Annotated in this window: 21 protein-coding genes; 10 read left to right on the forward strand and 11 right to left on the reverse strand. The window is 52.7% G+C overall.

Annotated features, from left to right (window positions below):
* Positions 1 to 36: 36 nt before the first annotated feature.
* From CWO84_RS15805 to CWO84_RS15820, 4 genes are read right to left on the reverse strand one after another with little or no spacing between them, the layout of a single operon-like run.
* The gene (locus CWO84_RS15805) at positions 37 to 1,101 is read right to left on the reverse strand and encodes an aminoglycoside phosphotransferase family protein (protein WP_101053749.1); all 1,065 of its coding nucleotides are present in this window, start codon (positions 1,099 to 1,101) and stop codon (positions 37 to 39) included.
* Positions 1,098 to 1,685, reverse strand: a complete 588-nt coding sequence (gene rdgB / locus CWO84_RS15810; RefSeq protein WP_033157560.1) for an RdgB/HAM1 family non-canonical purine NTP pyrophosphatase — start codon at positions 1,683 to 1,685, stop codon at positions 1,098 to 1,100. The genes CWO84_RS15805 and rdgB overlap by 4 nt, the downstream gene beginning before the upstream one ends.
* A gap of 4 nt (positions 1,686 to 1,689) precedes the next feature.
* The gene (rph, locus tag CWO84_RS15815) at positions 1,690 to 2,439 is read right to left on the reverse strand and encodes a ribonuclease PH (protein ID WP_033157559.1); all 750 of its coding nucleotides are present in this window, start codon (positions 2,437 to 2,439) and stop codon (positions 1,690 to 1,692) included.
* 57 nt (positions 2,440 to 2,496) lie between these two features.
* Entirely contained in the window at positions 2,497 to 3,402 is a 906-nt protein-coding gene (locus tag CWO84_RS15820) for a serine/threonine-protein kinase (RefSeq protein WP_101053752.1), read from the reverse strand.
* Positions 3,403 to 3,456: 54 nt separating this feature from the next.
* Between CWO84_RS15820 and CWO84_RS15825 the strand changes: the two genes are divergently transcribed.
* The gene (locus CWO84_RS15825) at positions 3,457 to 4,308 is read left to right on the forward strand and encodes a YicC/YloC family endoribonuclease (RefSeq protein WP_240618080.1); all 852 of its coding nucleotides are present in this window, start codon (positions 3,457 to 3,459) and stop codon (positions 4,306 to 4,308) included.
* Between the two features lie 176 nt (positions 4,309 to 4,484).
* On the opposite strand, the gene CWO84_RS15830 is transcribed toward CWO84_RS15825, so the two are convergent.
* The 3 genes from CWO84_RS15830 to CWO84_RS15840 all read right to left on the reverse strand — a co-directional run bounded on the left by CWO84_RS15830 (position 4,485) and on the right by CWO84_RS15840 (position 7,140).
* Complete coding sequence (locus tag CWO84_RS15830) at positions 4,485 to 4,901, reverse strand: hypothetical protein (RefSeq protein WP_101053758.1); 417 nt, start codon at positions 4,899 to 4,901, stop codon at positions 4,485 to 4,487.
* Between the two features lie 252 nt (positions 4,902 to 5,153).
* Complete coding sequence (locus tag CWO84_RS15835; RefSeq protein WP_101053761.1) at positions 5,154 to 6,413, reverse strand: FAD-binding oxidoreductase; 1,260 nt, start codon at positions 6,411 to 6,413, stop codon at positions 5,154 to 5,156.
* Between the two features lie 46 nt (positions 6,414 to 6,459).
* Entirely contained in the window at positions 6,460 to 7,140 is a 681-nt protein-coding gene (locus CWO84_RS15840) for an SDR family oxidoreductase (protein ID WP_101053764.1), read from the reverse strand.
* Between the two features lie 213 nt (positions 7,141 to 7,353).
* Between CWO84_RS15840 and CWO84_RS15845 the strand changes: the two genes are divergently transcribed.
* Together CWO84_RS15845 and CWO84_RS15850 are read left to right on the forward strand one after the other, a co-directional pair.
* On the forward strand, positions 7,354 to 7,980 hold the full coding sequence (locus CWO84_RS15845; RefSeq protein ID WP_101053767.1) for a DUF998 domain-containing protein: 627 nt from the start codon (positions 7,354 to 7,356) through the stop codon (positions 7,978 to 7,980).
* A gap of 167 nt (positions 7,981 to 8,147) precedes the next feature.
* Positions 8,148 to 8,534 carry an MAPEG family protein gene (locus tag CWO84_RS15850; RefSeq protein WP_033157552.1) on the forward strand — a complete coding sequence of 129 codons (387 nt, stop codon included), beginning with the start codon at positions 8,148 to 8,150 and terminating at the stop codon, positions 8,532 to 8,534.
* A 39-nt stretch (positions 8,535 to 8,573) separates the two neighbouring features.
* On the opposite strand, the gene CWO84_RS15855 is transcribed toward CWO84_RS15850, so the two are convergent.
* Complete coding sequence (locus CWO84_RS15855) at positions 8,574 to 8,969, reverse strand: DUF2721 domain-containing protein (RefSeq protein ID WP_240618081.1); 396 nt, start codon at positions 8,967 to 8,969, stop codon at positions 8,574 to 8,576.
* Between the two features lie 351 nt (positions 8,970 to 9,320).
* Between CWO84_RS15855 and CWO84_RS15860 the strand changes: the two genes are divergently transcribed.
* A complete protein-coding gene (locus CWO84_RS15860) occupies positions 9,321 to 10,301 on the forward strand; it encodes a TIGR03790 family protein (RefSeq protein WP_240618082.1) in 981 nt (326 codons plus the stop codon).
* Positions 10,302 to 10,349: 48 nt separating this feature from the next.
* Here the strand turns inward: CWO84_RS15860 and CWO84_RS15865 are convergent, their stop codons facing one another.
* Complete coding sequence (locus CWO84_RS15865) at positions 10,350 to 11,741, reverse strand: diguanylate cyclase (RefSeq protein ID WP_101053774.1); 1,392 nt, start codon at positions 11,739 to 11,741, stop codon at positions 10,350 to 10,352.
* Between the two features lie 44 nt (positions 11,742 to 11,785).
* Entirely contained in the window at positions 11,786 to 12,388 is a 603-nt protein-coding gene (locus tag CWO84_RS15870) for a nitroreductase family protein (RefSeq protein ID WP_101053777.1), read from the reverse strand.
* 325 nt (positions 12,389 to 12,713) lie between these two features.
* Here CWO84_RS15870 and ileS point away from each other — a divergent pair, with 325 nt between their 5' ends.
* The 6 genes from ileS to CWO84_RS15905 all read left to right on the forward strand — a co-directional run bounded on the left by ileS (position 12,714) and on the right by CWO84_RS15905 (position 20,415).
* A complete protein-coding gene (gene ileS / locus CWO84_RS15875) occupies positions 12,714 to 15,545 on the forward strand; it encodes an isoleucine--tRNA ligase (protein WP_101053781.1) in 2,832 nt (943 codons plus the stop codon).
* Positions 15,538 to 16,017: a signal peptidase II gene (gene lspA, locus CWO84_RS15880; RefSeq protein WP_033157548.1), complete on the forward strand. Its 480-nt coding sequence runs from the start codon at positions 15,538 to 15,540 to the stop codon at positions 16,015 to 16,017. The genes ileS and lspA overlap by 8 nt, the downstream gene beginning before the upstream one ends.
* A gap of 495 nt (positions 16,018 to 16,512) precedes the next feature.
* A complete protein-coding gene (locus tag CWO84_RS15890) occupies positions 16,513 to 17,388 on the forward strand; it encodes a restriction endonuclease (protein ID WP_033157547.1) in 876 nt (291 codons plus the stop codon).
* A 1,024-nt stretch (positions 17,389 to 18,412) separates the two neighbouring features.
* The gene (locus CWO84_RS24465) at positions 18,413 to 18,574 is read left to right on the forward strand and encodes a hypothetical protein (RefSeq protein WP_165385901.1); all 162 of its coding nucleotides are present in this window, start codon (positions 18,413 to 18,415) and stop codon (positions 18,572 to 18,574) included.
* Positions 18,575 to 18,741: 167 nt separating this feature from the next.
* Positions 18,742 to 18,963, forward strand: a complete 222-nt coding sequence (locus CWO84_RS15900) for a hypothetical protein (protein ID WP_033157545.1) — start codon at positions 18,742 to 18,744, stop codon at positions 18,961 to 18,963.
* Between the two features lie 357 nt (positions 18,964 to 19,320).
* Entirely contained in the window at positions 19,321 to 20,415 is a 1,095-nt protein-coding gene (locus tag CWO84_RS15905) for an L-dopachrome tautomerase-related protein (protein WP_033157544.1), read from the forward strand.
* Here the strand turns inward: CWO84_RS15905 and CWO84_RS15910 are convergent.
* Positions 20,412 to 21,347 carry a LysR family transcriptional regulator gene (locus tag CWO84_RS15910; RefSeq protein ID WP_033157543.1) on the reverse strand — a complete coding sequence of 312 codons (936 nt, stop codon included), beginning with the start codon at positions 21,345 to 21,347 and terminating at the stop codon, positions 20,412 to 20,414. The genes CWO84_RS15905 and CWO84_RS15910 overlap by 4 nt on opposite strands.
* Between the last annotated feature and the right edge of the window lie 220 nt (positions 21,348 to 21,567).

The raw sequence follows: 21,567 nt of genomic DNA on the forward strand, positions 1-21,567 counted from the left end.
CGGCGTTCGGTATTTCCGAAATTCAAAAAAGCCAGACTATCCGTGTTTACACCCGGCAATCAATCGCTCCAACAAGTCCTTCTGCCGCTCGATACTCCCGCACAATTCAAATAGCGCCTGCGCCCGTTCCAAGTTTTGCCGGGGCGCGCTAACTTTGAAATATTGGTTGCCGTCCAGGTAATCGCTGAAAAAGCGCAGGCCCAGTTCGAACGGAATCAGCCAGATGGCCGGGTAAAGATAGTCGTAATCCTTAGCGGTGAAAAACTCGCCGGCTTCTTGCAGGTAGCTTTCCAAAATGGTCCGGCAGCGGGCCAAGTCGAATTCATTGTTGCTGAGGTTGTGGCAGCAGGAGCGCAGGCAGTCGCCGATGTCGTAATGCACCAGGCCGGGTTTGACGGTGTCCAGATCGACCAGGCTGACGATGCGGTCGCTGCCGGGTTCGAATAGAAAATTGTTCAGTTTCGGGTCGCCGTGGATCACCCGTTCGCGCAGTTCGCCGCGCTGCTTGGCCTGTTCCAGGACGTGGATTTGTTGCTGCATCCGGTCGATAAAATCCCGGCACTCGCTAAATTCCGCATCGACGGTGACTTGCAACGGCTGCGTCAGCCGTTGGCGATAAATTTCAAAATAGCTTGGCGTGATATGAAAGCCCGGCAGGGTGTCGTGCAGTTCAGCGGCGGGCAGGTTGGCGCATAGCTTGTGGAAGTGCGCCAAGGCAAAACCGACTTGGCTGGCTTCCGCCGGATTGCTGATGTACTCGCGGCTCTCGGCGGGCTCGATCAATTCCAACGCTCGCCAGACTTGGCCACTGTCGTCCCGATAACTCGCTGCTCCAGCCACGGTGGAAAGCATGGCCGGGATTTGCAGCTGCACATCGGCGGCACGCTGAGAGCCGATATGCCGATTCAGCCGTTGCAGATTGGCGATGACCTGCTCCGGCTGCGGAAATACTCGGCCGTTCAGGCCTTGCAACACAAAGCGACTGCCGTTGTTTGGGGTGACGAGATAGGTGTCATTGATCAGGCCGTTACCGAGTGGGCTGATCTGCGGGTTGCTGCCGAGGCCGGTGAATTGTTCGGCTATCTGCTGAAGCCGACTCACAGTCCGGCAAGTTGTTGACTAAGCGCCTGCAAAGCTTGGCCGCGATGGCTGAGGGCGTTTTTTAATTCCGGGGCCAGTTGTGCCGACGAGCATTGGTATTGTTCGACCCAGAACACCGGATCGTAGCCAAAGCCGTTTTCACCCACCGCCTGCCGCAGAATCCGGCCTTCCCAAACACCTTGGGCGATAATGGGCGTCGGGTCCAACGCATGGCGCAGATAAACCATCACACAAATAAAGCGCGCGCTCCGTTCTGGGTCCGGCACGTCGCGCATTTCTTCCAGTAACTTGTCCAGATTAGCTTGGTCAGAAGCGCCGACCCCGGCATAGCGCGCCGAAATCACCCCCGGCGCGCCGCCCAGCGCATCGACGGCCAGACCAGAATCGTCAGCTATGGCCGGCAAGTTGCAGTGCAATGCAGCGTTGCGGGCCTTGATGATGGCATTTTCGATGAAGGTCGCGCCGGTTTCTTCCGGCTCGACCACGTTGAATTGCGATTGCGGCAGGATTTGGTCGTTTTGCAGGATGGCCTGAATTTCCCGAATCTTGCCGGCATTACCGCTGGCTAAAACGATCGAACTCATTTTTTTACAGCACGACTCGCAGCGGCGCGGGCTTTTTGGCTTCGCGCAATGCGGCTTGCTGTTTTTCCAGCAGCTGATTGATACCCAACTCTGCCAACTCCAGCATCGCGTTTAATTCGTCTTTTCTAAAAGCATGACCTTCGGCGGTACCTTGTACTTCGATGAAGTGGCCGGCTTCGTTCATCACCACGTTCATATCGGTTTCGGCTTGATGGTCTTCGGCGTAATCCAGATCCAACACCGGCACGCCGTTGTAAATGCCTACCGATACCGAGGCCACTTGGCCGTGCAGCGGGTTTTTCTTGATTTTGTGGGTTTTTAACAGGTGCTCAATCGCAATCGATAGTGCAACAAAGCCGCCGGTGATGGATGCGGTGCGGGTGCCGCCGTCGGCTTGAATGACATCGCAATCAATGGTGATGGTGTTTTCGCCGAGAGCTTTCAAGTCGATGGCGGCGCGTAAGGAGCGGCCGATCAGGCGTTGAATTTCCAGGGTGCGGCCGCCTTGTTTGCCGCGGCCGGCTTCGCGGTCCATTCGGCTGTGGGTGGAGCGCGGCAGCATGCCGTATTCAGCGGTAACCCAACCTTCGCCTTTACCTTTTAGAAAACGCGGGACGCTATTGTCGACGCTGGCGGTACACAGAACCCGAGTATCTCCGAACTCTACTAACACCGAGCCTTCGGCGTGTTTGGTGTAATTACAGGTAAAGCGTATTTCGCGTAATTGATCGGGATTGCGTCCGCTTGGTCTCATATTCATCTCGTTGGTATACAAATTGCCGGCATTATACTGGCTTTACCGGGCGGATTTTTAACTATTGCCGGGACTGAGAGCCTGCTGTAACTCCGCCACGCTTTGCGGCCGATTCTCCGGAAAAACCGCCATGGCCCAATCGATGGCTTTTAGTAAGTACTCCGGAAAGTGCCGTTTATGCGCCTTCACGGCCGGCGCCAAATCGTCCTGTTTGATGCGATCCGGCGAGGGCTGCGGGATTTTATAATCCAGGCAGGCGCGCATGCTGGCGCCCACCGCATAAATGTCCGACCAGGGTCCGAGATTGCCATTGTTATCGTATTGCTCGATAGGCGAATAACCGTTGGTCAGCACCTTGGCGCGGTTGCGTTGCGGGTCCAGCGTGATTTTACGGATGGCGCCAAAATCCAGCAGCAAAGGGTCGTTTTCACTGCGAATCAGAATATTCGCGGGTTTGATGTCCAGATGCACCAGACCTTTTTGATGCACCGCTTCCACGCCGGTCAGCAACAGCTTGAATACCGTCAGCAGGAAGGCTTCGTTAATCGGTAGGCTGCGTTTGTGCAGGATTTTGTCCAGGGTGATGCCATAGTCGTAAGTCATCACCATATACACGGTGTCGTTGGCCTGAAAGAAATTAATCACATCGACGATATTATGGTGCTTCAGCATCGCCAGCACTTTGGCTTCTTCAAAGAATAGCGAGCGGCCGCGCATGAACAGCGTCTTGGCCTCTTCATTATTGGGTACGACTAGATTGTTCCAGGTGCGGTGTGCCAGCTTGCGCGGTAGATATTCCTTAATCGCCACCTGAATTTGATCGGCCAGCTGTCTGGCCAGATACACCGAGCTGAAGCCGCCGTGCGCCAATTCCCGCTCGATCATGTACTGATCTATAATGGTTCCCGATTGAAGGTAATTCCATTCCTTGGGATAAGTTTCTGGATCGTAGTATTCGGCCATGTGCAAGCTGCGCGGGTTAAGCGTAACGATTATAGGTGAAAAATGATAAGAAGCATGACCGCTTTCGCGGACGGCGAAATAAGCGCCGACAATCTGACCATCCTTTGCGAATTACGTTCGGTCAACCATCGTTACAGCGATGTTAGCGTCAAGTTGCCGGAGCGACTGCGTTTTGTCGAAGCCGATGCCCGCCGCCTGATCAGTGACAAACTCAAGCGCGGCAAAATCGAATGCGCCTTGAGCTACAAAAAACAAGCCAGCGACAACAGCTTCAATATCAATCGGGAAATAGTCGAAAAACTGTTGTCCGCTACTGCCGGTATCGAAGCGTTGATGAACAACCCGCAGCCGTTTTCCGCGCTGGAGGTGTTGGCGTTTCCGGGGGTGCAACAAGAAACCGAAACCGACAAGGAAGCGCTACGCGATAAAATCGTCCGGTTGCTGGACTCAACCCTGGACAAAATGCTGGAAACCCGCGCCCGCGAAGGTGCGCAACTGGCGCAACTTCTGGAAGACCGCTGTCAAAAGATCAATGTGTTGGTCGATGCCGCCCACAAACGCATGCCGGATGTACTGCATAACCTGCGCAGCAAGCTTACCAGCCGGGTGCTGGAAATGGTCGCCGAACCCAATTTTGATCGCTTGGAGCAGGAGTTGGTGTTGCTGGCGCAAAAGCTGGACGTAGCCGAAGAGCTGGATCGATTGGAAACCCATGTCGCCGAAGTGCTGCGCACCCTGAAACAACCGGAACCCACTGGCCGCCGCCTGGATTTTTTAATGCAGGAAATGAACCGCGAAGCCAACACCCTGGGCTCCAAGTCCGCTGACCGGGAAATGACGCAGATTTCCATCGATTTAAAAGTGCTTATCGAACAGATGCGTGAGCAGATACAAAATATTGAATGAAGTCTCAACCAAGACAGGCGCTTAGACTTTTATCTTACTTCTCGTGCCGCATATATTTTGTGATCCCTCCAATTTAAAGTTCAAACTGAGCTTGTCGGCGTTAGCGGCTCACTATTATCCGACAAGCTCAAGACCCATAATAAAGCTAAACAACACTGATAGCGTAAATTAAAGCTCTACTTATCAGCGCGCTGACAAAACAATATTGCGTCTCGCCAATCCAAACCTTTTCCTGTGGCATTCTGGAAGCACTCTACTGTGTTTTTGGCATTATTGGTGCCGGCACAGAGATTAATAATATTTTGCCAATCCCAACTGATACCCTTGCCCCAGTTCACTCGGCCGTCCAGTACGCTTAGAAAGCATGCGCCAGGCTCTGCGGGTTTAGTCGTTCCGGCACAGAGTTGCTTGACGTTTTTGGGCTCCCAATTCATATTTTTCTCGTCATTCCAGGGGATTTTGCCTTGCACTGAATTAAAGCATTCTGATTCATGGTCGGAGGCTTGAACTGTCACAGGATTAAAAAACAATGCAATTGAGCCTATGGCAATTGAGGTGCGGATAAAACGGTAAATATTATTTGATGTTTTCATGAGTAAATCCCCCACTATTTAATATTGATGTTTAATATAATTTAATCTCTAAAAACTATATTTTTGGCTCGCTAATAAATTACTCGACGATTAGAGCATTTAGTTACCAGCTTACGCTCACTCACTATTCCATAAAAAATAGGTTTGTCGAATATTTACAAATCAACTGCAAATTTACAAAAACTCAATAAAAATAATGGGCAAAATAAATCCCTTCCATGGATTAACTCCTCGATTAATAATAACTAGAATTTACAAGCTGTTTTTCTTCAGTGCATTGGACTGCCAAAACTGGGATATATCGTTATTCGAAAACCTATCTATGGAAAACTCTGCAATATCAATAGACTTTGAATTCACATGGCCTTCAATAATTAAGTCGGCAATGATCTCGCCGAAAATTGGCGCGTATTTCAAAGCTTGGCCGGCGCCCAAGCAGTGGTAGAGATTAGTCAACTGGGTGTCCGGACCTAAGATAAATTTCAAATCGGGGGTAATATCGAAAAACGAATGATAACCGCCGGCATAGACCGGCTTGCCGATTTTCGGGAAACGATTAATCACCTTACCCAGATAATTATCGAGCTGTTGATGGGTAACATTAAAACTCAGCGCGTCATAAATGACGTTGGCGCCCTCCGGATTCATCACCGCTCTGCTAAACGAGCGGGCAATATCCTTGGCGTTGCGGCTACGAGGTTGGTGCATGTGCAAAATGCTGCCGCGCCAGCGCCGAAAATAGGCTTGATTGACATAGTCGGCGATGATGGGCATCCCTTCGGGAATGTCATCGGCGCTCACTAAAAAATTGGCGGCATACACCGGTTCCAAAGCCACCGGGATACTTAAGCCGATACCGGCAAATAATTCCGCGCTCCAAGCCCCGGCGGCGTTGATCACATGTTCGGCAAAAATTTTGCCCTGGCTAGTATTGATGGCGCTGATGCCTTGCTTGGTATGTGCAAAGTCTATGACTTCGCAATGCTCCAGCACATCAATGCGGTTCTTTTTAGCCGCCGTTTGCATGGCATTTAATATCTGCGGCGAGTCCAACTGCAGAACGTCCGGTTCGTAGTAATAAATTTCGTCCGGCACGGTTTTTAGGGCTTGGCGGCTCAGATCCATCACGTCGCGATGAGCAAGCATCGCAAAGCCTATGCCTTCCTGTTGCAGCATTTGCTCCAGCGCCGTCCAACTTTCGGCACGGCTGTCGGGGGTATTTTCTGCAATCCAGATAGCGCCCGGTTGCTCGTAGGGGATGTTGACGCCCCAAAGAGGTTTGAGATTTTTCCAATATTGGGTGGCCATTTTAGCCATCCTGGCCGCCATCGGCGAAGCATTGGCGGAGCGGACGATGGCGCTATGCCGGGAGCTCAGACCGGCACCCAAAACTTTTTTCTCGATAATGGCGACTTTATGTCTGTTATTGCCCAGCCGGCGTTGTACCGAAAAAGCGCATGCCGCGCCGAGGCAGCCACCACCAATCACCACGGTATGATAGAGCTTATTCATCAAGTCTCCGCGCAGCCTGGCGCTGCAAAGCAATTTTCAGCGGCTATCAAGTCTTGATAGCAGACATTCCCCCATCGACATGCATGACTTGCCCGGTAATCCAGGCGGCATTTTCGGACAGTAAAAACCAGGCCATCTGGGCAATATCGCCGGCTTCGCCCAAACGCTTAAGCGGGTGCCGCGCCGCAGCAGCCTGTTTTTTGCTGTCTTCGCGCAAGAGACTTTGCGCTAATGGCGTGTCGGTCAATGACGGCGCGATGGCGTTTACCCGGATTTTTGGCGCCCATTCCGCCGCCAAGGCGCGGGTCAAACCCTCTATCGCGCCCTTGGATGCCGAGACCGTGGCATGGAAAGGAAACCCGGTTTGCACGGCCACCGTGCTGAACAGCACGACCGAAGCACCCTCCGCCGCTTGCAGATTGCGCTGATAGTGCTGCAGGCAGCGCACGGCGCCGATCAAGTTAAGTTGAAAATCCGCAATAAATTCCTCGGGTTTGATCCTGGCGAAAGGCTTTAAGTTGATACTACCGGGGCAATACACCAAGCCTTGCAAGGGTTCATCAATGGCCGGCAATACGTCGCTTGCTACATCGCAACTAAAATGTTTGAACACGTTCGGCACCGCAGCAGAACGGCTTAAGGAGTAGACTTTGCAGTGCGGCTGAGCCAAACCGGCAAGTGCCGCCCCAATCCCGCTACTGGCTCCTACAATCAAAACATTACCCATGTTGTCCTCTGTCAGCCGATCAATCCAAACAAAATCTGTCGTTTGCGGTGGGGGTGCTAATGATTTCTTCTTGTATGCGCCGTAACAGACTGAGTTTTGCACCACTAGCCCCCCGTGGTCTGAAGGCTACCTTGCGGATGCAGTTAGTCAATGCACTACGCACGGCTAAGCTGGACGGGATAAACTAGTGTTTTTACGTGACGAGATTTGCGGATGAATCCAGGCCGATTTGGCATCTTCAGCGGCATCGCGGCACCGGTAATCTGGCTGTCGCTGATTGGTTTGGCCGGCGCCATGCGCCCGGAGTTCAACCACAGCTATCAGTACATCAGCGAATTGGGCGAACGCGGCAGTATTACGGAAATACCGATGCGCTATATCGGCTTCGGATTCGCCGGATTATTGTATGTGTGCTTTGCATTAGCAGTCCCGGCCACTTTGCGCGAAGGTTGGCGTTCGGCACTGCTCGCCACGCTGGTTGGTCTGGACGGAATTGGGCGGATTGGGGCCGGCGTATTCGCCTGCGACCCCGGCTGCGATGGCTTGTCGTCCAGCCAGGAATTACATCGGCTGTTTGCGATGACCGGGTTTTCCGCGGCTATTCTGGCAACACTTGTTTGCGGTGTGGTGTTCCGACGCCATGCGTGGCTGGGCCTGCTTAGCGCTTACTCGATTGGTAGCGGCTTGCTGGCGACGACTTTGCTGCTGCTGATGACTTGGGAGGCCAATCCTATCCAAACCCCCGGCCTGTTCGAACACTGGGCAACCGGCGTGCTTTCCATCTGGACATTGGTGTTGGCGTTGCGTTTACGGCGCACTCCCGTAGCGACCGATGAATAGCGCTGTTGCTAAAAACTTTAGTTATTGCCCGACACTTGATAACGACACTTCGGCACAGGCAAGTGTCGAGTGCAGTGGAGTATGAAATTTAAGGGTCTGCTTGATGGCAGGAACTTTCCAGGATTTCAATCACCGAAATTTCAACACCAAAACCGCGGGAGAATAATGTGATCAGTGCCGTATATGCCGCTTTGGCGGCCTTGCTAATAGCCGGGTTGTCACAGAGAGTTATCAAATTGCGCCGGGCAAAAAAAGTGATTTTCGGCGATGGCGGCGAGACCGATTTGCAAATCGCCATCCGCGCCCAAGGCAACGCTACGGAATACATACCGATATTGTTGATTTTATTGGCGCTGCTGGAATTAAGCGGCGGACATGCCGCGCTGCTGCATATCGGCGGTTTTGCGATCATCCTGGGTCGAATAGTCCACGCCCGGGGCTTGCTGCGTGCGAATCTGGATCAACGAGTGCTTGGCATGCAAATCACTATTTTCACCCTGATAGGCCTAGCCGTCGCCAATCTGGGCTACGCCGCTTATGCCGCATTCGGTTAGCTGATGCTTGGGCAATAATCTGCGGAATTGCTGGATAGCTTAAGGCCGTTTGAGCAGGGCTAAAATGCCCGTGGCCAAGATGATTTCTCTAAGAAAACACAAAAGACCGGCTATCAGCGCCAGCATTGATGCCACAAACAAAAGAGAGACCGCATCCGAGAGATCGATGGCCAATTCCACGCCAACAAACATGACGACGATGGACAGGCAAACCAGCAAGGCGCAACTGGTGCACAGGATGATGGACCATTGGTTCCAACGTGCCCGCCGCGTCAAGATTTGCAATTCCGGATGATGTTGCTCGGCTTGCGCGCCATCAAGCTCACTGAGCAAACGAAACCGGTCCACGGTGCGTCCCAGGCGGTTGGTCAATACCGCCAAAATACCGGCAACGCCGGACAGCAGAAAAACCGGAGCGACCGCTTGTTGAATCACATGAGCAACTGTCGGTATGTTGGCTATGGCATCCGTAATGACTATCCGCAAAATTAAAAATAACGCATTGATCCACCCAAGCTTTAAATGCCCCGGATTCCTGATTCCCGCGACATTCAAAGGCCGGGTTTAATCGGACAAGGTAAACGCGCACCTTGCCCACTGTCGAAAAATTTTACAATGAGTGTTGCATTTAATGCGTGTCCGGTTAAAGTGACCGATCCGATAAATTCGACCGCCAACCTCACGGAGTAAGGTGTGTTTCCCGTTAAGTCATGCAAATTTGCCCTGCTCGGGCTTATCCTCAGCCAGCTGCTTTGCTCGCCCACATTGGCCGCCCCGGTCTCGCCGATGTACCGGCCATCCTCGGCGCTGACCGGCCAAGATCTGGCGGTCATCGTCAACGACGCCGATCCCTTGAGCGTACAAATCGCCGCTTATTACCAAAAGCAGCGGCAAATTCCGGCGGAACAGATGATACATGCGCGTTTTGCACCGAATCAGGCCGTGTTGTCCAAACAACAATTTGAGCAAGTGAAGCATGAAGTCGATCAAAAAACGCCGGCACATGTGCAGGCCTTTGCCTTGACCTGGTTACAACCGTTTCGCGTCGATTGCATGTCCATCACCACGGCCTTCGCAGCGGGTTTTAGCGAATCCTTTTGTGCCAAAGGCTGCGTACAAACCCATAACAGCCCTTATTTCACCTCCGAAACCGATAAACCGTTTAAAACACACGGCTGGCGGCCCACCATGGCCGTGGCGGGTAAAACCTTCGCGGAAGCGAAAAAACTGATCGATACCGGTGTCGCCTCGGATTATTCGCATCCGCAAGGCTCGGCATACTTGTTAAAAACCTCGGACCAGGCGCGCAGTTCTCGAGCGGTAATGTTTCCGAAAGTGGCCGAATCACTGGCCAGTTTTTGGCCTGTGCATTATCTGGAGCAAGAGTATATTGAGGGACGACAGGATGTGATGTTTTATTTCACCGGACTGACCAAAGTGCCGCATCTGGCGGATAACCGCTATTTACCGGGCGCTGTTGCCGACCATCTCACGTCCACGGGCGGCGTGATGTCGGGCAGCGACCAGATGAACATCACCGAATGGCTGCGTGCCGGCGCTACCGCCAGTTATGGCGCGGTGGTGGAACCCTGTAATTTCCCGGCCAAGTTTCCCAATCCGGGCGTATTGATGTATTTCTACTTGCGCGGCAGCACTGTGATTGAAGCTTACTGGAAAAGCGTCGCCCAACCCGGCCAGGGGATTTTTGTCGGCGAACCGCTGGCTAAACCGTTTGCTTATCAACCGCGCCAAACGCCGGCGCCTTAGTAGGCATCCATAAAACCCCTTTCCCCCTAGAAGGTGGGATTTTAGCAGTCACCCCACATCTGCCTCTTCATCCGCGACGACAAGCCGATTGCGGCCGGCTTCCTTGGCGACGTAAAGCGCTTGGTCGGCACGAGTTAACAGATCGAGCCGGGTGCCGCCATGCACCGGATAAATCGCCACACCTATCGATACCGTCACCTGCGGTAACTGATGATTACCAAACTTCAGCGATAAGCTTTCGATAGCCACACGCAAAGCGTCCAGACGTTGCAAGATTTTGTCCGGCTGGATTTCAGTCGTGACCACCACGAATTCTTCACCGCCGAAGCGGCAAACCATATCGCTGCCTTCCCGAAAGCCGTTCATCAATTGCGCGGTTTTTTTCAAAACTTCGTCACCGGCGTCATGGCCGTAGTTATCGTTAAAAATTTTAAAATGATCGATGTCTACCATCGCCACGGCCAGCATTTTGCCGCAGCGGCTCATCCGCAATAATTCCCGGTCCAGCACTTCTTCCAGAAAACGCCGATTGAACAAACCGGTGAGCGGATCGCGTATGGATAACTCGTGCAATTCCTCGCGCAAGCTCAAGTTCGCCAAGGCCAGCCGGGCGCTATCCGCGGCAGCTTCGGCTATCGACAGCTCGCGTTGAATATCTTCCGGATGGCCACTGGTAAACCGGTGTTCGATGTAAATCAAACCCAAAGCGCGCGAATGCGCTAACAACGGAATGCACAGATAAGGGCTGGTTCCCGGTTTTACGTGGTTGCAAACCGGATTGATACTCTGGCCGACGCGCGCCATATGAATGCAGCCGCGCCGCATGCCCCAGCATTCGTCCGGGGTAAACACGGCTTCCAGTTCGCTTTCGCCGCTTCCCCAAGCATCGGCCAGCACCAGCGAATTACCGGCGGCGTCCAGCATATACAGACCGCCGATGGAATCGGCAAACAAACGTACCAATGCCGCTTTGATAATCGGATAAGCTTCGTCCATTTTTTGGCAGCTCTGTAAAAGATCAGTCATCTCGCGGATTAATTGCATATGCAAAATCGCCGCTTCCAATTCGGTTTGGGCTTTTTTTAAGGCGGTAACGTCCCGCGCCGCAGCAAAAATTCCGGCGACGTCACCTTTGTCATCCCGATAAACCGAGGCGTTGTACATCACCTCGGTGATCTGGCCGGAGGTATGGCAGATAGCCAGCGGATAATCCGTGACTTTGCCTTGCGAAAACGCCAGGCGATAACCGTCGCGGGCTTTTTGCGGATCGGTAAAGTAAGTGGAAAAATCGCTGCCGATCAATTGCTGCCGCGGTACGCCGGTGACTTTTTCGGTAGCGCTGTTCACGTCCATGATCTTACCTTCCGCGCTGATAGTCACCAGCGGATCGAGACTGGCCTCGATCAGGCTGCGCGCATAGGAGGTTTTAAGATTTTTCATTGGCGCGACTCAAGGCAATCGCAGTTCATGAATATCGGCGACGCTTATTTAAATGCCTCGCCCCATTGTCCGAGATAAAACCGCAGCTCCAGGGCCGCACGGCTGCGTTCCGCCTGCTCGCCGGCTTGAAACTCTTCGGCCAAGTTATCCGCCTCGGCTTGATAACCTAACGCCAACATCGCCATCGGCGTACAGTCGTCCGGTAAATTCAGCACTTGCCGGGCTTTATCGGCATCGAACCCGCCCATTTGATGGGTAATCAAGCCTAAAGCGTTGGCTTGCAAGCATAAGCTCAGCGTGGCGGCGCCGGTGTCGTAAGCGGCAAAGCGGTTGGCTTTGCCGTTGTGATTAAAATTCTGCATCGCCACCGTCAAGATGAACACCGGGGCGTTTTTGGCCCACAGCTGATTTTTTTCGACAATCACCGATAGCGCGGTTTCCCAGGCTGCGAGATTGCTGGATTTGTCGCAAACCACAAAGCGCCAAGGCTGGTCGTTAAAACAAGACGGCGCCCAGCGCGCCGCTTCCAGGCACGCGGTTAAATCCGGGTGGCTGACCATTTTATCCACGGCAAAAGCCCGCGGGCTCCAACGGCTGGCGATCAAGTCGTGAATCTGAACCTGGGTGGTGGCGCGTTTATGTTGCATGGTTGAGCCTCTTCTGTGTGCTTGGTAGCTTTTTGCGCGTGCCGAGCCGGCAGTTTGCCGACCCTGTGCCACGCATAAACCCGCCGGTAAATTTCCTAAATCAGCAAACCGGATACGCTAACCGATGGTAACTCGCCGACGCCGTCCCGTCTATTTTTAGCACGGTTCAAGGTCCAGCGCCGAGTAGGCTTTATGCCACTTGGCACTTGGTGCTAAAATCGCGCGTTTACTATCATCCTTAGACTCATTCGGCTAATCGGCGCAACCGTTATTTTCGGCGGCCTAAGTCCGCACCCAGCCGCTGGAATGCAACGCAGACAACATCATGACCATGGATTACAAACAAACCCTGAACCTCCCCAAGACCGAGTTTGCGATGAAAGCCAATCTGGCGCAACGCGAGCCGGAGATGCTGAAAAAATGGAACGAAAACCAGCTCTATCAAAAAATTCGCGAGGTGTGCGCCGGCCGGCCTAAATTTGTATTGCACGACGGCCCTCCCTACGCCAACGGCGCGATTCACATCGGCCACGCCGTCAACAAAGTGTTGAAGGACATCATCGTCAAATCCAAAACCCTCAGCGGTTTCGATGCGCCTTATGTGCCGGGCTGGGATTGCCACGGCTTGCCGATTGAGTTGATGGTGGAAAAATCGGTCGGCAAGGCCGGCGTCAAAGTCACTCCGGCCGAATTCCGTAAAGAGTGCCGAGCCTACGCCAAGAAACAAGTCAATATCCAAAAAGAAGAATTCATCCGCCTGGGTGTGTTGGGCGATTGGGACAACCCTTACTTAACCATGGATTTTGCCTTCGAAGCCGACATCGTCCGCGCTTTGGGCAAAATCGCCGCCAACGGCCATCTTAGCAAGGGCGCCAAACCGGTACATTGGTGTACCGATTGCGGCTCGGCGCTCGCCGAGGCGGAAGTGGAATACGAAGACAAACATTCGCCGGCCATTGACGTGCGCTTCGCCGTCGTTGATGAACACGCTTTCATGGCCAAGTGCCATCACGCTGGTGACCGCGAAGGCAAAGGCCCGCTGTCGGTGGTGATCTGGACCACCACGCCGTGGACGTTGCCGGCTAACCAAGCCGTGGCCTTGAATCCGGATCTGGAATACGCCGTGGTGCAATGCGAAATCGACGGTCAAACCGAGCGCTTGGTCATCGCCGAAGCCTTGCTCAAAGACGCGGTATTGCGTTACGGTATCGGCGAGCATCACATCGTCGGCTACTGCAAGGGCGCGGCGCTGGAACACCAATTGTTGCAACATCCTTTTTACGACCGGCAAGTGCCCGTCATCTTGGGCGACCATGTCACCACCGATGCCGGTACCGGCGCGGTACACACCGCTCCCGGTCACGGTCAGGAAGACTATGTCGTAGGCATGAAATACGGCTTGCCCGTCGACAACCCGGTCGGCAGCAACGGCGTATTTTTGCCTAGCACCGAACTGTTCGCCGGCCTACACGTGTTTACCGCCAATGAAAAAGTGCTGGAGGTATTGCGCGAGCGCGGCAAATTGCTGCATCACCACGCCTTGCTGCATAGCTACCCACATTGCTGGCGCCACAAAACCCCGATCATCTTCCGAGCCACCCCGCAATGGTTCGTCTCCATGGAGAAAAACAGCCTGCGCGATACCGCGTTGAACGAAGTGAAAAGGGTAGAGTGGATACCGGATTGGGGCCAAGCCCGTATCGAAGCGATGCTGAATAACCGTCCGGACTGGTGTATCTCTCGCCAGCGTACCTGGGGCGTGCCGATTGCCTTTTTCGTGCATAAAGAAAGCGGCGAATTGCATCCACGGACCGGCGAATTGATCGAACAAGTGGCCAAACGCATCGAACAACAAGGCATAGACGCCTGGTTTGAGCTGGACGCGGCGGAATTGATTGGTGCCGATGCCGAGCATTACCAAAAAATGACCGACACTCTGGATGTCTGGTTTGATTCCGGTGTGACCCATGCCGCCGTGTTGGAGCGCCGCGAGCAACTGCGCTTCCCGGCCGATTTGTATCTGGAAGGTTCCGATCAACATCGCGGCTGGTTCCAATCTTCCTTATTGGCATCGGTAGCGATGAACGATGTCGCGCCTTACAAACAAGTATTGACCCACGGCTTTACTGTCGATGCCGAGGGCAAGAAAATGTCCAAATCCAAAGGCAACGTGGTGCTGCCGCAAACGGTGATGAAATCGCTGGGCGCGGATGTGTTGCGCTTGTGGGTGGCCGGCACCGATTATCGCGGCGAAATGTCGGTGTCCGATGAGATTTTGAAACGCACTTCCGACGGCTACCGCCGCTTGCGTAATACCGCGCGCTTTCTGCTCTCCAACCTGGACGGCTTCGACCCCGCCCAACATCTGGTCGCCAAAGACGATTTGCTGGCGCTGGACCGGTGGGCCGTCGATAAAGCCTGGCAATTGCAGGAAGAGATCAAAGCCGCTTACAGCGCGTATCAGTTCCAAAGCATCTACCAAAAAGTGCTGACCTTCTGCAGCATCGACTTGGGTGGCTTTTACCTGGACATCATCAAAGACCGCCAATACACCGCCAAGGAAGATTGCCTGGCCCGGCGTTCCGCGCAAACCGCGATGTACCATGTCATCGAAGCGCTTACCCGCTGGCTAGCGCCCATCACCAGCTACACCGCCGACGAATTATGGCAATTCATTCCCGGCCAACGCGGCGAATCGGTGTTTCTGGAAACCTGGTACGAAGGCTTATTCCCACTGGACGCCAACGCAGCTATCAGCCGTGACACTTGGGACAAAGTGATGGCAGTGCGCACCGTGGTCTCCAAGGAACTGGAGCAACTACGCGGCAAGGGCGCCATCGGCGCGTCTTTGAATGCGGAAGTGGAATTGTATTGTGATGACGCTTACGGCGCGGAATTGAACAAACTGGCCAGCGAGCTGCATTTTGTCTTTATTACGTCCAACGCCGGCGTCGCCGACATGCAATTCTGCCCGGACGATGCGGTCGCGACCGAACTGGATGGCGTGAAATTGAAAGTCACGGTATCCGAGCATGCCAAATGCGTGCGCTGCTGGCACCAACGCTACGACATCGGCGAGCACCCGGAGCATCCGGAACTGTGCGGCCGCTGTGTGGAAAACGTCGCTGGCCCTGGCGAGACCCGTCGTTATGCTTAAGTGGTTGTGGATTTCCGCAGTCACACTGGTGTTGGACCAAGCCAGTAAGCTGGCGGTGGACGGTTCGATGCAGCTATTTGAGTCGATCCCCTTGCTTCCGTATTTCAATCTGACCTACGTACATAATACCGGCGCGGCCTTCAGCTTCCTGGCCCAGGCCGGCGGCTGGCAGCGCTGGCTATTCGCCGGCCTGGCGGTGGTGATGAGTAGCATCATCGCGGTCTGGCTTTATCGTTTACAAAAACACGAGACTTTGATGGCCGTCGCCCTGGCTTTGGTGTTGGGCGGTGCTATCGGCAATCTGATCGATCGGGTAGCTTATGGTTATGTGATCGATTTTCTGGATGTCTATTACCAGGACTGGCATTGGCCGGCTTTCAATATTGCTGATTCGGCGATTTGTATTGGCGTGGGGTTGATGTTGTTGGAGAGTTTTGGGGTTGAGCGGAAAGATGTGGATGGTTTGGAGTAGGCTTAGCACGGCCATTTGGTTATAGCCAACGTGTTCCCCTCTTTGAAAAAGAGGGGCTAGGGGAGATTTTTCCAATAAGGTGTCGCTAGCGCGACGGCTGGTTTTTAATGTCGGGTCTCGGCCCGACAGCCGAGATACTTTCTTTTGCTTGGCCAAAAGAAAGTATCCAAAGAAAACGCCACCCGGACGCCGCTTAATCCCTGCGCTCCTCGCTTTTGAACGGGGTCGCCGAAAGGGGCTTCCTGCCCCTTCGGCAACGCGATGCATCCTTGCATCGCCCCTGCGGGCTGATCCCTTCAAAAGCTCCGGTGCTCGGCGCGGCATACGGGAAAACCCCGCGCCAAATCCGCGGCTTATTGTTTACGACCCTTTGTAGGGTGCATTAGCGATAGCGTAATGCGCCGAATGATTTAAGACCAACATACGGCGCAATACGGCTACGCCTATTGACGCCCTACCAATTGCGCCTTATCGGGTTGACAGAGGAGAAAAAAATTGGAATTACCGAAGTTCAATGACACATTCCTTCCAATAATTGACATTCTGCGTGATGGTAGGGTCGTTCCAGGACGGGAGTTGTTACGGCTTGTCGAAGAGAAATACTACTCAAAGCTTCCGCCAGAATTGCTGAATCAGACAACAAAGAGTGGTGATCGACTTCTGGAAAACAGAATCGCCTGGGGAAAGTCCTATCTCAAGAAAGGTGGTCTAGTCCACTATCCTCAACGCGGTTATGTCCAGATTACCGAGAAAGGTAAGTCCGCAAAGGTCGAAACGATTTCAATAGATCAACTGGCGTCTGACGTTATCGGCTTCTACAAACCGGAGGGAGCGATTTCTGAAAAGCAAGAAATTGCCAACTCAAGTCCACAGGACCTTATTGATTCTGGCATTGAACAGATTGAAGACAATGTCAAAATTGAGCTTTTACAGAAACTGAAGCTGATTGATCCATTCGCTTTCGAAAGAGTTATTCTTATCTTGCTGAATCGAATGGGCTATGGCGAATTCATTGAAACTTCCAAATCCCGTGATGGCGGAATTGACGGAATCATAAATGAAGATCAACTTGGTTTGGAGAAGATCTACATTCAGGCCAAACGGTATACTGACAACAAGGTCCGTGAACCCGATATTCGAAATTTCATCGGGGCCATGAGTGGTGACACAGCCAAGGGAATTTTTGTCACAACCTCCGATTTTGACGAAAATGCAAAGAAGAAGGCTAAGGCAGCCCATCACACAATCGTTCTAGTTAACGGACTGCGATTGGTTGAGTTGATGTACAAATTCGGGGTAGGGGTTCAAGTGAAAAACTCATATGAGGTCAAAGCGTTAGATAATGATTTCTTTGAAAATGAGGATATCTAACATCTAGTTAAATCTGAAAATTGCGTACCGAAATCACATGTTCTCAGCGTGGGAACGAGATAAAGCGCAAGGTCCGATTAGCGCAGCGTAATCGGACGCATGTTGAATTAAATCTTTAAGAGTATGTGCTGCTTCCAATAAGGCAAACAATGATTGTAAGCTCCCTTCATTCCTCCGAATACGCTTTGCTATTCGGAGCTACCTCAAAATGGCTACAATTTTTATAAGCTCAAACCCTGCAAATCGCGCACGGGTTTTCTCTCGTATGCCGCGCCGAGCACCGGAGCTTTTGAACGGATCAGCCCGTTAGGGGCAATGCAGGGATGCATCGCGTTGCCGAAGGGCCAGGAAGCCCCTTTCGGCAACCCCGTTCAAAAGCGAGGAGCGCAGGACAAATCGGCAGGATAGCCGATTTGCATGAATCGCACCCGAAGGGCGAGGCACAAGGATGTGCCGAGTGATCTAAGCGGCATCCGGGTGGCCTTTTCTTTGGATATTTTCTTTTGGCCACGCACAAATTCGCATGGAGCGAATTTGAACAGCCGATAGGCTGGCCCGGAGGGCGAAAACCAGGGATGGTTTTCGTAGCGAAAGTATCGGCTGTCGGGCCGAGACCCGACATTAAAAACTAGCCGTCGCGCTAGCGACACCTAAAACACCAACTGCATTGACATCATCCCCGAAATCTCAAATCCCGTCCGCGGAACCGTCGCGCAGAAAAATTATTCTTATCCGTTGATAACCTAATAAGAGGGCAGTTTTGAGCTAATTGGGAACGCAAACCCTGCCACGCTAAGGTCAAAAATTCCACGTCAAACAAGCCGCTAACCCGTCCGACCGCTCACACAACTCCGCGAAGTTGAATGACGGTAGCTATTTTGCGCTACAGAGTACAAAAGTTCCGGGCGATTTGTTTCCATAAAAGAAACAAATCATGAATAAAATGCCTGATTGTAAATATTTTTGGTGGGTATATAGTGAAGTCGTACTTACAAAGCGACTAAACATAGTCAAGGTGGACCCCATGAATATTTCAAAAAACATTTATAGAGACGTGATGATTGGCTTGTTTTTTGTCACCGGCGTGCTCAGCTTCGTCTCCGGTCAATTTATCCTATCCACACTTTTATTTGGTTCCGCATCATTGGCCAGTAACTTGAATCAAGCAACACCTGCGCGGGTTTAAGAGTGTAGGCTGGCCGCTATCGGCAACTTGTGGCGCAGACTCAAATGCGGGCATTGCTAATCAAGGCGGAACCTTATGGGTATTTTTTTAACCAAAGCCAAATCGTAGACATATTAAAGATCCTTACAGTCATTCACTGCCAAGCATAAAGCCATAGGAGAAATACCATGAATTTACGTTACGCAAATATGAAAAGTGCGCTCGAATTTTTATATGCGCCTCCCGTCACCCTGGCGATTATCGAATCATGGAGCGATGACGAGTTTGATGATGTGTTGGACTGGATTGAACAAATGACTCGTCGCAATTGGCATCGAATACTTCAGCGACCAGAAGTGTTCGTGCAACAAAGGCCGGATGTTTTGAATGTATTGGATGTTGAAATGTAATGGAGAAATTCAAATACGGCGTTTTTCTGGGCGTTATTATTAACTCGCCCCCTAAATACCATTCGCCTTGAGTCTATCGAAGGGGGCGCCAGCCTGGGCTTCGATGGGCTCGGCCCGAACGGCACCCGTGTCACATTGTTCCGCTCTAACCAGGGGTTGAGCTTAGATTCTCCCGCAACTTGGCGCTGCGGCTATCTGGGTATAAAAACCTTCACTTCGCTATCGCTGCGCTTCCAAAATTGAATACGCCAATCATCATCAATGTACTGAATGGTTCGTGATGAATGGATGTCATTTAACAGGGGTCTAACGATCCAGTATGGTGTTGCCTAACCCAACAACTTACTGGAGATGATAATGAACCGTGGAATCCTATTTTGCACCGCCATGGTGTTTGCAGCCTTTGAGGCTTTGGCGGATGGCAACTCTCATTTTGATGTATTCGCCAACCTCGATACCGGCCCCGGCAATGTCACGGCGACTGCCAACGGCCGGATCATCATGAGCCAGCATCAGTTTTATCAACCGCAATACACGGTGGTGGAATACAAAGACCAGGCCTTGCTGCCTTTTCCGAATAAGGAACTGTCCGCAACCGATTCGACTGCACCGATCAAACTCGATTCGGTGCTGGGTATCCGCTCCGATAGCAACGGTATCGTCTGGATGCTGGATAATGGCATGCGGAGCGGGGTGACGCCCAAGCTGGTCGGCTGGAATACCAAAACCAATAAACTCCAGCGCTTGATTTATTTACCCGCGCCGATCGCGCCCAAGGATGCGTTCGTCAACGACTTTGCGTTGGATGCCAACCACAATCATGCCTTCATCAGCGATCCGGCCGGTGGCGCGAATGCCGCCTTGATTGTGGTCAACCTGTCTACCGGTGCGGCGCGGCGGGTGCTGGAAGGCCATAAAAGTGTGGTGCCGGAAAACGTCGATTTGGTCATCGACAATGTGCCGATTCAGGTGAAAACCCCGGCGGGCGAGTTGGTCAAACCGCATATTGGCGTCAATCCGATTACCGAGGATTTGGCCAACGAATGGGTCTATTTCGGGCCGATGCACGGCCTCAGTCTTTACCGGATTAAAGCGGCGGATTTGGTCAACGAGTCGTTAACGCCTGAAGAACTGGCAAAGCAGGTGGAACACTACAGCGACAAACCGATTTCGGACGGCATCAGCATTGATGAAAACAACAATATTTATCTGGGGGACTTGGCGAATAATGCGATTGGCGTGATCGCGCCTAACCGACAATACCGGCAATTGGCGCAGTGTCCAAGGCTGTCATGGGTCGATTCCTTCAGTTTTGGCGCTAACGGCCAACTCTATGCGGTAGTGAATCGCTTGCATCGCTCAGCCACACTGAACGGCGGCGACAACCAATCCAAACCGCCTTACTTTCTGTTGAAGGTCAAAGCCTTGGCCGCGGGCCTGCCAGGACGTTAAAGATTGATTTGAGATGCGCTTATTTTCCGGCCTATGGCGTTGATTTGTTCGCGCAACCAACCGTGGGCCGGGTCTTTTTCCCATAGCGGATGCCAAATCATCGCCAAATCGTAGTCCGGTAAACTCACCGGCACGGGTAATACTTGCAGCGGCACCAGTTTCTGAAAAGCTATGGCCAAGCGATAAGGCAAAGACAAAATCATGTGGGTTTGGGCCACGATCAAGGGTGCCGATAGAAAATGCGGCACGATGAAATTGATACGCCGCTCCAAGCCCAACTCGGTCAATTTCTCGTCTATTACCCCCAATTTATCGCCGGTTCGGGAGATCAGCATGTGCGTCCCCGCCAAATAGTCCTCCAACGACGGTGCGGCTTGGATGGTGGGATGATCCTGCCTGACCACGCAAGCCATGCGATCCATGAATAAATGTTCGCAGTGCAAATGCGCGGGCGGATTCAGTACCGAGGCAAAGCCCAACACCACATCCAGACTGCCGTTTTCCAACTGCGCCAAGGGAAAAGCAGATTCCGTACGTTTGACATGAATATCCACGCCCGGCGCCGTTTGCTCTATCAATTGCGACAACTCTGGCAAGATCAAAAACTCCATGTAATCGGTCGCGGCGATGGTGAAACGGCGCTGACTGGATGCCGGATCGAAGGCCTGGGGTGCCTCTAGCAATCGTTCCATTTCCTGTAACAGACTGCGTACCGGCTCCACCAAGGCCAGCGCCAGTGCGGTCGGCTGCATGCCGGTGGGCGATTTAACCAAGACTGGATCGTTCAATTGCTGGCGTAAGCGGTGCAAGGTATGGCTCATCGCCGACTGGGTGACGAACATGCATTCCGCCGCGCGGGTGACATTGCGCTCCCGCATCAAAACATCGAAAGCCAGCAATAGGTTTAAGTCGAAAGTGCGTAGGTTAGCCATCCTGAGTTCCTCAAAAAATTCGGCTGCATACTAAACAATATCGCTGCTGGCCGGTATGAACAGTCTTGATGGTAGCGGATGAAATTTCACCATTTCACAGCCAAGCCGTTTCTCCCTACCTTATACCCCGAGCGCGTCGTCCAAGCCTACAAGGTTTAACTCCCCCAAGGGTAGCTTTTCGGTTGGCGGCGCGCCCAAAACTCAATGGCGATTGCCGTTT

This window comes from Methylomonas sp. Kb3 (assembly GCF_002834115.1).
In the GTDB taxonomy this organism is placed as follows: Bacteria; Pseudomonadota; Gammaproteobacteria; order Methylococcales; family Methylomonadaceae; genus Methylomonas; species Methylomonas defluvii.

Bases quoted from the DNA above. Each gene is read 5' to 3' on its own strand.
- CWO84_RS15870 (WP_101053777.1), bottom strand. From the start codon at position 12,388: ATGCAACATAAACGCGCCACCACCCAGGTTCAGATTCACGACTTGATC.
- ileS (WP_101053781.1), top strand. From the start codon at position 12,714: ATGACCATGGATTACAAACAAACCCTGAACCTCCCCAAGACCGAGTTT.
- rph (WP_033157559.1), bottom strand. From the start codon at position 2,439: ATGAGACCAAGCGGACGCAATCCCGATCAATTACGCGAAATACGCTTT.
- CWO84_RS15905 (WP_033157544.1), top strand. From the start codon at position 19,321: ATGAACCGTGGAATCCTATTTTGCACCGCCATGGTGTTTGCAGCCTTT.
- CWO84_RS15845 (WP_101053767.1), top strand. From the start codon at position 7,354: ATGAATCCAGGCCGATTTGGCATCTTCAGCGGCATCGCGGCACCGGTA.
- CWO84_RS15865 (WP_101053774.1), bottom strand. From the start codon at position 11,741: ATGAAAAATCTTAAAACCTCCTATGCGCGCAGCCTGATCGAGGCCAGT.
- CWO84_RS15830 (WP_101053758.1), bottom strand. From the start codon at position 4,901: ATGAAAACATCAAATAATATTTACCGTTTTATCCGCACCTCAATTGCC.
- CWO84_RS24465 (WP_165385901.1), top strand. From the start codon at position 18,413: ATGAATATTTCAAAAAACATTTATAGAGACGTGATGATTGGCTTGTTT.
- CWO84_RS15910 (WP_033157543.1), bottom strand. From the start codon at position 21,347: ATGGCTAACCTACGCACTTTCGACTTAAACCTATTGCTGGCTTTCGAT.
- CWO84_RS15825 (WP_240618080.1), top strand. From the start codon at position 3,457: ATGACCGCTTTCGCGGACGGCGAAATAAGCGCCGACAATCTGACCATC.
- CWO84_RS15900 (WP_033157545.1), top strand. From the start codon at position 18,742: ATGAATTTACGTTACGCAAATATGAAAAGTGCGCTCGAATTTTTATAT.
- CWO84_RS15860 (WP_240618082.1), top strand. From the start codon at position 9,321: ATGTACCGGCCATCCTCGGCGCTGACCGGCCAAGATCTGGCGGTCATC.
- CWO84_RS15840 (WP_101053764.1), bottom strand. From the start codon at position 7,140: ATGGGTAATGTTTTGATTGTAGGAGCCAGTAGCGGGATTGGGGCGGCA.
- CWO84_RS15820 (WP_101053752.1), bottom strand. From the start codon at position 3,402: ATGGCCGAATACTACGATCCAGAAACTTATCCCAAGGAATGGAATTAC.
- rdgB (WP_033157560.1), bottom strand. From the start codon at position 1,685: ATGAGTTCGATCGTTTTAGCCAGCGGTAATGCCGGCAAGATTCGGGAA.
- CWO84_RS15835 (WP_101053761.1), bottom strand. From the start codon at position 6,413: ATGAATAAGCTCTATCATACCGTGGTGATTGGTGGTGGCTGCCTCGGC.
- lspA (WP_033157548.1), top strand. From the start codon at position 15,538: ATGCTTAAGTGGTTGTGGATTTCCGCAGTCACACTGGTGTTGGACCAA.